This is a genomic window from Stutzerimonas stutzeri KOS6, assembly GCF_000307775.2.
GTDB classification, from domain to species: Bacteria; Pseudomonadota; Gammaproteobacteria; order Pseudomonadales; family Pseudomonadaceae; genus Stutzerimonas; species Stutzerimonas stutzeri_B.
On the sequence record NZ_KK020678.1, the window covers coordinates 237,788 to 249,822 of the forward strand.

Below are 12,035 nucleotides of genomic sequence, written 5' to 3' on the forward strand. Positions count from 1 at the left end.
CGGCACGCTGGGAAGATTACACAGTGCGCTCGCGTCGCGGTCGCTTAGAAATCGACCGTCATACCTACAACCAGGCGACGTCCATCCAACACCACCTCGTAGTCTTCATTGGTGACTTCCTTGTTGGCGATGTTGTATAGGCCGGCCTTCAGGTCGATGTTTTCGTTTAGCCGGTACACGCCGCCTACATCCACGAAGCCATACCCTGGGGTGCCTTCCGACATGCTGGTGCGACTGATGTAGTCGGAAGTCTTGCTACGGTAGTTGCCTTGCACCCAGCCAGAAAGCCGATTGGTAATCTGCCAGTCGAGCAGAGCGTTGGCCATGTGCTTGGGCTGCTTGTTCAGCGGCTCGCCCTTGAAGTCGCCGGATTTCTGCTCCGATTCGGTGTACGTGTAGCTAGAGCTCAGACGCAGCGAAGGCGCAATGTCGTATTCCAGCGTCCATTCCACGCCCTGGATAACAGCCTCGTCGATGTTCTGACGAGTACTGAGGAAGTACCACTGCTCGCCACCATAGTTACAGGCCCAGGCCGCATAATTGTTACGGTTGGCATCGCCGGTTGCGTCGGTCGAGCAGAAGCGATCCTCGGCGATCTTGTCTTCGTATTTGGTGTGGAACAGCATCAGGCTTGTGCTTACACCTGCTGCCGAATCTGTGTAGTTGAAACCAACCTCGTAATTGGTGCTGGTCTCAGGTTGAAGGTCGGGGTTGCCGATGCTGATAGCGCGCGCATGTGGCAGTGCTGGATTGACGTTCTGCCAGTTGCCACCAGTGGTACCACCAAAGCCTTCGGTGGCATCGGTCAGTGACGGTTGTCTGTAGCCGGTGGACACGCCGCCCTTCAGGGTCAGCTCGGGAGTGAAGGTATATACGCCATAAACGCGCGGCGATACCTGGCCTCCGAAGAGCTCGTCATCGTCGTAGCGCATGCCCGTGGTGACTCGCAGATCATCGGTGATGCCCCAGTCGACCTCTGCATAAACCGCGGCGATCCAGCGATCCATTTCTCCGACGGCTTCAGGAAGAAGGCTCAACAGGCCGTTGTCCTTGCGGGTCAGCTCTTCTTCCTTGTATCGACCGCCAAGCGTGATTACGTGATCGCCCAGAAAATAGCTGGCCTGGGTATTGAAGGTGAGTACCTCTTCCTTCTTTGTCAGATCCTGCACTCGCTCTGACACATCCTTCTGCAGATAGGTGTTGACTTGGAAGTTCTCGTAATGGCCATCGTGGCTCAGGACGACTATGTCCTTGTCATATTCGGTGGTACTGGCGACTGCGGTTGAATCGATGCTTTTACCTGGATGCTTGGCCTCATCGAGGCGAGCGGCTTCATAACTGATAGCGAAGCGGTCGCTGGCGCTCGGGGTGAAGTACAGTTCCGCGCCACCCTGTTTGCGTTTGCCGTCGGGGGTGCTGGCTGCCCCGTCATCGCCACCTACGAACTCAGCTTCCTGGGTGCGGGTAAAACCCCCGTCGAGGCGCAGGCCCAGCAAATCGGGCACCAGTGCGCCGCCGAGATATAGGCTGGTGTAAGTTTCGTCTTCCTGGAGGTCATTCATCGAATGGCTGTATTCGGTGGAAAATGTCCCAGCCCAGTCGTTACCACCCTTGCGGGTGATGATGTTGATCACGCCGCCCATGGCTTCGGAGCCATAAAGCGACGACATCGGACCGCGGATGACTTCGATACGCTCGATCATCGACAGTGGCGGCAGGCCGACTTGCTTGCCGCCATCGCTGCCGTTGGTATTCACGGAACGACCAGCCGAAATAGGACGGCCGTCGACCAGATAAAGGGTGTACGAAGAGGACATGCCGCGCACGCTGATGTCTTGCATCTGCCCCCCGCCGGTCACATATACGCCGGGAATGTTTTTCAGGGCGTCGACGACGTTCGTATAAGACTGTTTCTCGAGTTGCTCACGGGAGATTACCGAAATGCTGGCCGGTGCATCGGCAATGTTCTGCTCGAATCCAGCTGCAGTGACCACGGTGGTCGGTTGCAGCTCGATTGGCTCTTGGGCAAAGGCCGATGTGCCCATCCATGCGGCTGCCGTGACCGCGCAAGCCAGCCGATGTCGATTGAAAATCACCATTTACAGTTTCTCCCTGAGAAGCGGTACGTCTTCTACGGTCCTTTGAGTGGCCGCAAGCGAGGCGCATTGATAGCAAGGGCCACAACGCCGATGGCAATGCTAAGCATTCTCATTCGAGAGTAAAGTGCATTTACAATCTATACATTCCGACATGTTCGCAGGTTCGAGACAGCTGGCTATTCGGTAGGTCCGTCAGCGCGCCTTGGCGTCTGGCGCAAGGGATGTCAGAACCCGAGGCCGCCCAGCAGGTCGTGCGCGTCAAGCAGGCGCCAGGCGATTTCCGGGCGCTTTTCCAGGCTGCGGCGGACTGCGGCGGCAATGGCGGGGCGGGTCTTGCGGCAAAGTCCCGCCTGATCGGCGAACTCGATGGCGATGCCACGCATGCTGCGCACTTCGTTGTGACCGGGCGCGATGGTCATGCGGATGCCCAACTGCTCGAACATGCGCTGCTGCAGGCGTTGGAGCTCCTCAAGGTTCTGCACGTTTTCCAGACGATCGAGCAGGCGCTTTTCCTCGTGGCGGGTGAGCATCAGGATGCGCACGTCGGCACCGCGCGTGCCCAGCAGCTCGTCACGCCGGCAGGTGCAGGTATTGGGCGGGCAGGATTGGCGAAGCGGTGGTTGGCTGGTCATGGCATTCGATCATAGCCAAGCCTGCGCAAGGCGCACAGTCCGTGGCCTTATGCTGGCCGGTGATGACAAGCGCGGCAGTGTCGCGCACCATGACGCTTCATTTCGCGCCGGGTGCGCTCCGTTCCGTCATGGATTTCGCTGGAGAACTGTCATGCGTGTTCTGTCGTCCGTCCTGCTGCTCGCGACATTGGGCATCGCTGGCGTTGCGGCCGCCGAGGAGGCCCGCCTGATCGAGTCGATCAACGCCTACCGCGGCGAAGTGCAGCGCTGCGGTAGCAAGGCCAGCGAAGAGCTGCCGCCGCTCACCGCCGATTCGCGTCTGAACCTGCCCGTCGAGGGCGTCGGTGATTTGCAGGATGCCCTGTCCCGCGCGGCCTACCCGATGGTGACGGTTCAGGCCATCAGCCTTTCCGGGCCGCGGGATGCACCGACGGCGATGCAGGCGCTGCGTGAGAGTTTCTGCCGGGTGATACTCGACCCGCAGTTCACCGACATCGGGGTAAGCCGCAATGGGCGCGACTGGCGCATCGTGGTGGCCCGGCCGCTGCTCGATGGTCGCTTGGGCGATTGGCAGGCCGAAGGGCAGAAACTGCTGGAGCAGATCAATACGGCGCGTGCCTCTGCCCGTCGGTGCGGCACACAGGACTTTGCCGCGGCAGGGCCGCTCAGCTGGGATGCGACGCTGGGCAGCACGGCCGAAGCCCATAGCCGCGCAATGGCCAACCAGAACTTCTTCAGTCACCTGAGTGAGGACGGGCGCACTCCGGGCGATCGCGCGGAGCTTGCCGGTTATGGCGGCGGCCTGGTTGGCGAGAACCTCGCCGCGGCGCTGCCGACCCCGCGCAAGGTGCTGGACGGCTGGCTTGCCAGCCCGGGCCATTGCGCCAACCTGATGAACCCGCAGTTCACCCAGCTTGGCGCTGCCTATGCGGTCGACCCTCAGAGCGATGCGGCCATCTACTGGACGGCGATGTTCGGCGCGCCCTGAGCCTGTGGCTAGGGAGCAATGCGTTCTGCTTGGGAAGCATCGTCAGCCATGGGCTGCAGCAGGCTCACTGGATTTGCCTGCCATCGAGCCTGCGGGAGGTGTCGCGTAATTCACCCAAGGCCTGCAACAGGCTCTGGTCTGCGCTGCCGAGCAATTGCATCGCGCCGTTGAGGGTAATCCAGCAGTCGCTTTGCCAGGTCAGTACATGCAGTTGGTGCTCGCCAACGGCTGCATGCCGAATATGGGGCTGCGAGCGTTTGCTGAAATGCGGCAGCAGCCAATGGCTGATCCAATGCGCCAAGCGTCCGGCCAGCGATAGCTCACTGTGGCATACCAGGCGATGGACGTTGCGTATGTCGATCCAGATGGTTGGGCGCGGCTGGTTGCCGAAGACGAAGCCCTCGATCTGGCAGTGGGCATGCAGCGCGCCGAGATCGTCGGGATAACCGAGCAACTGTGCCAGCGGCGGGCCGTCCAGCAGCAGGAGGCCATCTGGCCGATGCAATACGGAAAGGTCGTGACTCTCGAACGTTACATGATGAAGGGTAGGCATTCCTTTTCCTTTTCCTTTCGCTGCAGCGCCTGCTTTAAGGTCATGGTCTCAATTGGCCGAGGGCAGCGCCGCTGCGTCGTAATGGATGTGCGTTGCTTGCGGGAACGCATGTCTTGGACGAATTCAACTGCGCGCGGTCAACCGTCCTTGCCGGTGACCGGCGTTCCTTCTCCTGCATTCTCGTTGCGAATGAAATCATGAATTCAATTTTAAATACAATCGAATGTTCAGTCAGGCATGGAGCTGGAATTTAACGTCCGCCTCCATGAACGAAAAACTGGAATTTGCCGAACGCCTGCGTGCCGCGATGCTCGCCGCTGGCTATCCTGATCGCCCAGCTGTCCTGGAAAGAGAGTTCAATTCCCGCTATTGGGGCCGGTCAGTCACATTTCAGGCGGTTTCACGCTGGCTGGGCGGAAAGTCCATTCCTTCGCAGGACAAGCTCCAGGTCATCGCACAATGGTTGAAGGTCGAGCCCCAGGCACTGCGCTTCGGCGATCGTGCGGTATCGGCGATCCGCGAGCAGCGGGCGCAGTGGGAAGATCCACGTTTCTATCGCGAGCGTGAAGCCATCGATGCCTTCCTGGCGTTGCCGCCCGAACAGCGCAAGGTCGTCCGCGATGTGATCAAGGCCTTTGCCAAGGCGGGCGACGGTGCGTCCCCGGACAAGGACGGCCAGAAGATGCGCTGAGCGCGCGCCTTGGCCTTGGCGAATGCACGAAGGCGCCGGGCGCGCGTCGAATGACTTCCGTTTCTCACTGCGAATCATATTTTTGACCGACTTCCAAACTCCTGCCGATTCCCTGCCACCGGTCCTGGCCGGCCCGCTGCTACGTCGGATCGAGCCGGGCCGGTTGGCGTTCTGGCTGGTCGGATCGCGACCACTGGAACTGTCGCTGGTCCTCGAGAGTGCGGACGCCGGGCTGCAACGGCGACTGGCGCCCGCTGAGCTGAACTGTCTGCAGCTGGCCATCGGCGAGCACGCGGTGCTGCACCTGATCGACGTCGTGCCGGACGAAGCGCTGCCCACCGATTGCCTGATCGAATACGACCTGCGCATTCATGCCGGCGCAACGGAGCAGGGCATCGCCGACTGGGCGCCACATCTGCTCTACGATGGCGCGCCGCGTCCGAGCTTTGTCATCAAGTCGCGGCTCGATCGCGTGCTGCACGGCTCCTGCCGCAAGCCGCACCATGCCGCCACTGATGGACTGTTGTGCGTGGACGAGCTGCTGGGCAACGCATTGGACAATCCCGCAGAGCGCCCGGCGCTGCTGCTGATGACCGGCGACCAGGTGTATGCCGACGATGTCGCCGGGCCGATGCTGGTGGCCATCCATGCCCTGGTACGGCGCCTGGGGCTTTATGGCGAGCGGCTCGAAGGCGCAGTGGTAGATGACAGCGAAGCACTGATGACGCATCCGGCGACCTATTACCGCCGCGAGCAGCTCCTGCCGGCGTTCAAGTCCAACGAGGCGCTGCGCGAGCGCTTTTTCGGCGGCGTGGACAAACCGGTATTCACCACCGCCAACGGGCAGAACCACCTGATCACCATGGCCGAAGTCATGGCGATGTATCTGCTCGTCTGGTCGCCGACGCCCTGGTCGCTGATCGCGCCGGTCCGTCCCGATCTCGAGCCGAAGCTCGCCGAGCGCTACCGCGCCGAGGAGGCCTGCCTGCAGGCCTTCCGTCAGGGGCTGGCACAGGCGGCGCGGGCCCTGGCGCATGTGCCGTCGCTGATGATCTTCGATGACCACGACATCACCGACGACTGGAACCTCTCCGCCCGCTGGGAGGAAGTCGCTTACGGCCATCCGCTTTCACGGCGCATCATCGGCAATGCGCTGATCGCCTACCTGCTCTGCCAGGCCTGGGGCAACCAGCCGCAACGCTTCGGCGGGCTGCTGGAGCAGATGCAGGGGCTGCTGGCTACGGCGAGCGATGCCTGGCTCGATTGTGCCGAACAGAACCGTTTCATCGACGAGTTGATGCGTCTCGACGGCTGGGGTTACCAGCTGGCGACCGAGCCGCCGCTGGTGGTGCTGGACACCCGCACCCGACGCTGGCGCAGCGAGCGCAACCTCAGCCGCCCATCCGGTTTGATGGACTGGGAAGCGCTGAGCGAATTCCAGCAGAACATTCTCGACAAGCCATCGGTGCTCATCGTCTCGCCGGCACCGATGTTCGGCGTCAAGCTGATCGAGGCGGTGCAGCGCGTGTTCAGCTGGGCCGGCCAGCCCTTGCTGGTGGATGCGGAGAACTGGATGGCCCACCGTGGCGCCGCTCACGTGATGATGAACATCTTCCGGCATTCGCGGACCCCGGGTAACTACGTGATTCTCTCCGGCGACGTGCATTACTCCTTCGTCTACGAGGTGCATATCCGCTCGCGCGACCGCGGGCCGAGACTGTGGCAGATCACCAGCAGCGGCCTGAAGAACGAATTCCCGCGGCGCCTGCTGGACTGGTTCGACCGCCTCAACCGCTGGCTCTACGCGCCCTGGTCGCCATTGAACTGGTTGACCAAGCGCCGGCACCTGGAGGTGGTGCCGCGCATACCGGATCGCAGCCGGGCTGGCGAGCGCTTGTGGAACGGATCGGGGATAGGTCTGCTGGTGCTGGACGAGCAGGGCAGGCCGCTGCAGATCACGCAGCTGAATGCCGATGGGTCGGGCCCGGTGGCGTTCCTTACGGAGCGGACTTAGGTTCTGTACGAAGCATCACCCAGCGCAGGCATTTTTCGTACAGCGCCTAGGCCCGGGCTGATCGCTAGTCGAGCATGACCATGGCGGTCACGCCTGTCGCTCCGGGTCGCCAGACACCACGCGCTCGGCGCGCAGTTCGGCGGTTGCATGCCGGGTGATCTGCACTGCCGCGCTGATGGAGAGCAGCGCCATGATCGTCGCCACGATCAGATCCGGCCAGCCGGAGCCGGTACCGAACACCCCCAGCGCAGCGAGCATCACAGCCAGGTTGCCGAGCGCATCGTTGCGGCTGCACAGCCAGACGCTGCGCATGTTGCTGTCGCCTTCACGGTAGGCATAGAGCATGGCGGCCACGACAATGTTCGCCAGTAGTGCGATCACGCCGACGACGCCCATTGTCGAGGCCTGCGGCACGCTGCCGTCGACGAAGTTGCCAACGGCGATCACCAGGATGAACACGCCGAACAGGCCCATGGTCAACGCCTTGGCCAGCGATGCCCGCGCCCGCGCCATGACCCCGAGACCGAGCACGAACAGGCTGACGCCGTAGTTGGCCGCGTCGCCGAAGAAGTCCAGCGAGTCGGCCAGCAGCGACACCGACCCGGCGCGCACGCCCGCGCCGATTTCAACGGCGAACATCGCCAGATTGATCAGCAGCGCGATCCAGAGAATGCGCCGATATCGCCCGCGCGCTACTGCGCTGGCGCAACCACTGTTGCAGCAATTTCCTGCCATGAGCATCGCCTCGGAATGTCGATGGCGGTACGCTAAACCCTGTAGCAACTACAGGGTCAAGCCATGCCGCTCACCATTGGCAAACTCAGCCAGGCCACGTCCGTAAACGTGGAAACCATTCGCTATTACGAGCGCATCGGCCTGCTGGCCGCACCGTCACGGACCTCATCCGGCTACCGCACCTTCAGTGAGCAGGATGCCGCGCGTCTGCGCTTCATCAAGCGGGGGCGGGAGCTCGGCTTCTCCCTCGACGAAATCCGTACCCTGGTCGGACTGGCCGACCAGCCCGGGCATGCCTGCACCGATGTCGATCGTCTGGTGCAAAGCCATCTGCTCGAGGTGCGCCAGCGCATCGCCGACCTGCAGCGTCTCGAAGCGGAACTGCAGCGCCTGGCCGGCTGCAGCGAGTCCTCGGTCAGGGACTGCCGGATCATCGAGGCCCTCACGGCAGGCGGGCACAAGTAGCGCTTGCCCGGCTCCTGCACAACGGCGCTGCCTCTGCCATGGACACATCCATCCGGGATCACCGGGGCCTTGCTGCCCTGAGCCAGCGGTCGCGAGATGCAGGCTTCGACGAACGACCTGCCCGCCAGTGCGCTCCAACGCGATGAGTCACCCATGACCTTCGCTTCTGCCAGAGGACCGCTGCCATGACCGACCCAGACGAGCCGCTCGAGGATGGCCTGACGCCACCCGATTACGACGAATACGGCGATGTGCCGGACTCGGCCGAACATGCTGCCGAGCCAGGGCCCGAGCCCCGGGACGCACCGAACGCGGGCGAGAGCCCGCTTGGCTAGCGCGCGGCCTGGATACAGCCGTGCTTGCCGAGACAGCCACTGGACAATCCGATCCATCCAGCCTAAAAAGGCGCGCTGCACCGGTCGGCAACAGTGCCGGCCGGCAGCAGCGTGTTCTTCATCAGAGGCAGACGAATCGTGAGAAAGAAAAAGCCCGTAGACCCCGTCCGTCAGGCTGAAAAGAACCGCGCGCATCGAATCGGCTGGGTGATCGCCCTGGCGGGGATCGTCTGCGGGTTCGCTTTGGTCGCCCTTAAGCCCGGTCTCTAGGGGCGCCGGTCCGGTAGCTCGGAGCAGCGCTGCCAATACCTGTTCGCTTGAGGGAGATAGCATGCCGACCTACGACTACCGTTGCGAAGCCAATGGCCAGGTTTATGAAGTGCGCCACCCGATGGCGCTGCGCCCGAAGACCTGGGGCGAACTGCGCGCCGCTGGCGCGGTGGGCGAAGATGCGTCGATACCGGACGAGGCGCGGGTGACCCAGTTGCTGACCGCGGCCGGCGTAGTCAACAGTCGAGTGCTGAAGAACCCCGAGGCGCCGGCCTGTGCACGCAGTGGTTGCGCGGGCAATTGCCGCTGATTGACCGCAGGTGATATCCGCAACGGGCGCTTCTGCTACGTGGAAAACGGCGGAGCCTTTTCCACGCGCTAGGTTCTGCACGAAAAGTCGTCGAGCGAAGGTCAGGCGAGGCAAAAACGGGTGAGGAAGCGGAGTTTACATGCTGTAAATGATCATTCCGAACCCGTTTTTAACGAAGCATCAGCCAGCGCAGGCACTTTTCGTACAGAGCCTAAGGCCAGCCCATTTCCCCCATGGCTACCAGCTAGTAATGCATCTGCAGCGTGATTCTGGCAGGCGTGTCGGCGCTCACCTCGAAGGCGCTGTCCTCGAATGCCGGCGGGCCCATCACCTTCGGATCGTTGGACAGCCCATAGCCTTCCGTGGGAATCATGCCGAAGCGTCGATCCAGTTCGCCGTTGCCGTTTTCATCATGGTAGGCCAGCACCGCATAGCGCCCAGGTGGCAGCTCGCTGAACACCAGCGTCATCGCGCCCTTCCGTGCCTTGGCCTTCTGCGTGGCAAAGGCCTGGTTCTCCTTGCGAAAGGTTTTCGGATCGGCATACACAGCCACGGCCACCTGGCCGTCGTCATGCTCAAGCCCGGCAAGGGTGATCTGCAGCTCCTGGGCATGGGCTGCGGGTACCGCCAGGGCGAGGGGGATGCCCAGCGCAGATAGTGCTTTCATGCTGTGCTCTCGATGTCGAGGGTGAAGAAGCCGCCAGGCGGTTCGTCCGCGTTCGCCGCCAGCGACGCAAGTAACGATCATGTTCGGCCAGTACGCGACGCGTTGTCCACGCCTGCCAGGCGATCAGAACTGCGGGCCGGAGCGGGTCCTGTTGCCCTTGGCCAGGCGGTCGTAGAGCACCACATTGACCGTCGCCGCGAGATTCATGCAGCCGTTGGTGGGGATGTAGACCACGTCTTCGCACCAATCGCGGAGCTCCTTGCTCAGCGAGCCGTCCTCGGCACCGAAGATGTACAGCGCACGATCCGGGTGGGTGTATTCGGGGAGGGCGCGGGCGCCTTCGACCAACTCCACGGCGACCGGCACGCAGCCGAGCGGAAGGATCCTGCGCAGGTCATCGATATTGATCAGCGGAATGTCCTGATGAACCTTCTTGGTGTCGGTGACGAAATCCTTGGCGCGGTCGTAGCGGGTGCCGGTGTAGAACACCGAGGCGGCGCCATAGCAGCCTGCGGCACGCATGATCGCGCCCACATTGGACGGCGATTTCGGGTTGCTCAGGCCGATGCAGGCATAGCGTTTGTTGCTCACGGATAAGGGCTCGCGCGGGAAACGCGCGAGTATACGGGACAGTTTCGTCGACGGTCGGTTGCAGCGGCCGAATCAGGGAATGAGCCTGCTCGCCCGCAGCCGGGTGAACACCTCGAAGAACGCCTCGTCGCTCGCCTGGTAGTCCACAAAGCCGAGCTTGCGGCTCTTCGACATGTCCGTTACCACCTCGATCGGCCGGCCGAGATCGGCATCGGTGTGCCACGGTGAAATCAGTTTGCCGATGTCCGCTTCGGTCAGGCCGAACTGCTTCGACATGTCACTCCAGATCGCCGCGTCACCCGCCATCTGCTGTTCCAGCGGGGCCGGGCCGTCGAACGGCGCGGCTTCGACACCGAACCACTCGGCAATCCGCGTCCACATCCACTGCCAGCGGAATACGTCACCGTTGACGACATTGAACGCCTGATTGGCCGCGTCAGGCGTGGTGGAGGCCCAGCGCAGATGCCTGGCAAGCTGGCCGGCATCGGTCATATCGGTCAGGCTGTTCCACTGGACTTCCGAGCCCGGAAAGCGGAATGGCCGGCCAGTGAAGCGGCAAATGGAGGCGTAGACCGCCAGCGTGGTGGCCATGTTCATCGCGTTACCCACTGCAACGCCGGTGATGGTGTGCGGTCGGTGCACGCTCCAGCTGAAGCCATCGCGTTGCGCGGCTGCGAACACTTCGTCTTCCTGGGCGTAGTAGAAATTGTCGACGTCCAGCCGGCCCTGTTCCTCGCGAAACGGCGTCTGCGGCAGCGAGCCCTTGCCGTAGGCTTCGAAGGGGCCGAGGTAGTGCTTGAGGCCGGTCACCAGCGCGACATGTCGCACCGTGCCGGAAGGGCGCACGGCGTCGAGCACATTGCGGATCATCTGCGCGTTGACCCGGATGTTCTCCGCTTCGCTGGCCTGTCGCGCCCAGGTGGTGAGGAACAGGTGCGTGGGCGACACGCTGCTCAGCGCTGACGCCAAGGCGGCCGGGTCCAGCAGATCGGCGCTGATCGGCGTCACGCCGGTCTCGGCGTTCGGCCGCCGTGCCAGTCCGGCAACCGCCCAGCCTTCGCTTGCCAACAGATGCGAAAGGGCGCTACCGACGATGCCGCTCGAGCCGACTACCAGTGCTTGATTTGTCATGTTCAAAACCCCACAAAGCGAAACAGGTCTGCACCTTACCCACTCGAAAATGCCGATCCAAGTCGGCACCAAATGGTAACCATCCCCCATGCAACCCGGATCTGACGAAGAACAATGGCGGGAAGACTGTGCGCCCAGACGCGTACTCGAGATCTTCTCGACCAAGTGGACCAGCATGGTTCTGCACACGCTTTATGCGCGGCACGACGGCATCGCCCGCAGCGGCGCGTTGCATCGAAGCCTGCCAGGCATCTCCAAGAAAATGCTGATACAGACGCTACGGGAGCTGGAGACGAGCGGATTGATAGAGCGGCACACGCTCGATTCGGTGCCGCCGGCGGTGAGCTACGCGCTTTCGCCGCTGGGCAAGCTCATGGTTGAGCCCATCGAGCTGGTCTACGAGTGGGCGCGGCAGCACTCCGATGCCCTGGACGAGCTGCAGCCGAGGCGGACGTCCCGCAGGCGCGGTTAAGTCTTTACTGAATGTGCGTGGAGCCGCGTGGCAGGGCGGGTGGCGGCGCGCCTGGAAACCGAGGCGCGCCGCCAGTCGCGGC

14 protein-coding genes are annotated in these 12,035 nt (G+C 62.7%); 7 read left to right on the forward strand and 7 right to left on the reverse strand.

Annotated features, from left to right (window positions below; genetic code table 11):
* Positions 1-44: 44 nt before the first annotated feature.
* Together B597_RS45050 and B597_RS45055 are read right to left on the reverse strand one after the other, a co-directional pair.
* Positions 45-2,099, reverse strand: coding sequence for a TonB-dependent receptor domain-containing protein (locus B597_RS45050; protein ID WP_003292199.1), 2,055 nt, complete (start codon positions 2,097-2,099; stop codon positions 45-47).
* Positions 2,100-2,323: 224 nt separating this feature from the next.
* Positions 2,324-2,731 carry a hypothetical protein gene (locus B597_RS45055; protein WP_003292198.1) on the reverse strand — a complete coding sequence of 136 codons (408 nt, stop codon included), beginning with the start codon at positions 2,729-2,731 and terminating at the stop codon, positions 2,324-2,326.
* A 151-nt stretch (positions 2,732-2,882) separates the two neighbouring features.
* On the opposite strand from B597_RS45055, the gene B597_RS45060 reads away from it, so the two are divergent.
* On the forward strand, positions 2,883-3,719 hold the full coding sequence (locus B597_RS45060; protein WP_003292197.1) for a CAP domain-containing protein: 837 nt from the start codon (positions 2,883-2,885) through the stop codon (positions 3,717-3,719).
* Positions 3,720-3,783: 64 nt separating this feature from the next.
* Here B597_RS45060 and B597_RS45065 read toward each other — a convergent pair whose 3' ends face one another.
* Positions 3,784-4,272 carry a hypothetical protein gene (locus B597_RS45065; RefSeq protein ID WP_003292196.1) on the reverse strand — a complete coding sequence of 163 codons (489 nt, stop codon included), beginning with the start codon at positions 4,270-4,272 and terminating at the stop codon, positions 3,784-3,786.
* Positions 4,273-4,537: 265 nt separating this feature from the next.
* Between B597_RS45065 and B597_RS45070 the strand changes: the two genes are divergently transcribed.
* Together B597_RS45070 and B597_RS45075 are read left to right on the forward strand one after the other, a co-directional pair.
* Positions 4,538-4,963: a transcriptional regulator gene (locus B597_RS45070; protein ID WP_003292195.1), complete on the forward strand. Its 426-nt coding sequence runs from the start codon at positions 4,538-4,540 to the stop codon at positions 4,961-4,963.
* 22 nt (positions 4,964-4,985) lie between these two features.
* Positions 4,986-6,977, forward strand: coding sequence for a metallophosphoesterase family protein (locus B597_RS45075; protein ID WP_003292194.1), 1,992 nt, complete (start codon positions 4,986-4,988; stop codon positions 6,975-6,977).
* Between the two features lie 87 nt (positions 6,978-7,064).
* Here B597_RS45075 and B597_RS45080 read toward each other — a convergent pair whose 3' ends face one another.
* Positions 7,065-7,712: a cation efflux transmembrane domain-containing protein gene (locus B597_RS45080; protein ID WP_024162545.1), complete on the reverse strand. Its 648-nt coding sequence runs from the start codon at positions 7,710-7,712 to the stop codon at positions 7,065-7,067.
* 63 nt (positions 7,713-7,775) lie between these two features.
* On the opposite strand from B597_RS45080, the gene B597_RS45085 reads away from it, so the two are divergent.
* The 3 genes from B597_RS45085 (at position 7,776) to B597_RS45090 (ending at position 9,092) form a co-directional block, all read left to right on the forward strand.
* Positions 7,776-8,177, forward strand: coding sequence for a MerR family transcriptional regulator (locus B597_RS45085; protein WP_003292192.1), 402 nt, complete (start codon positions 7,776-7,778; stop codon positions 8,175-8,177).
* A gap of 185 nt (positions 8,178-8,362) precedes the next feature.
* Complete coding sequence (locus B597_RS47465) at positions 8,363-8,512, forward strand: hypothetical protein (protein WP_003292191.1); 150 nt, start codon at positions 8,363-8,365, stop codon at positions 8,510-8,512.
* 331 nt (positions 8,513-8,843) lie between these two features.
* Entirely contained in the window at positions 8,844-9,092 is a 249-nt protein-coding gene (locus B597_RS45090) for an FmdB family zinc ribbon protein (RefSeq protein ID WP_003292189.1), read from the forward strand.
* Between the two features lie 244 nt (positions 9,093-9,336).
* Here B597_RS45090 and B597_RS45095 read toward each other — a convergent pair whose 3' ends face one another.
* The 3 genes from B597_RS45095 to B597_RS45105 form a co-directional block, all read right to left on the reverse strand.
* The gene (locus tag B597_RS45095; protein WP_003292188.1) at positions 9,337-9,759 is read right to left on the reverse strand and encodes a DUF2141 domain-containing protein; all 423 of its coding nucleotides are present in this window, start codon (positions 9,757-9,759) and stop codon (positions 9,337-9,339) included.
* Positions 9,760-9,882: 123 nt separating this feature from the next.
* Complete coding sequence (locus B597_RS45100) at positions 9,883-10,350, reverse strand: RNA methyltransferase (protein ID WP_003292186.1); 468 nt, start codon at positions 10,348-10,350, stop codon at positions 9,883-9,885.
* Positions 10,351-10,422: 72 nt separating this feature from the next.
* Entirely contained in the window at positions 10,423-11,481 is a 1,059-nt protein-coding gene (locus B597_RS45105; RefSeq protein WP_003292185.1) for an SDR family oxidoreductase, read from the reverse strand.
* 88 nt (positions 11,482-11,569) lie between these two features.
* Between B597_RS45105 and B597_RS45110 the strand changes: the two genes are divergently transcribed.
* On the forward strand, positions 11,570-11,953 hold the full coding sequence (locus B597_RS45110) for a winged helix-turn-helix transcriptional regulator (protein ID WP_003292184.1): 384 nt from the start codon (positions 11,570-11,572) through the stop codon (positions 11,951-11,953).
* The last annotated feature ends 82 nt before the right edge of the window (positions 11,954-12,035 follow it).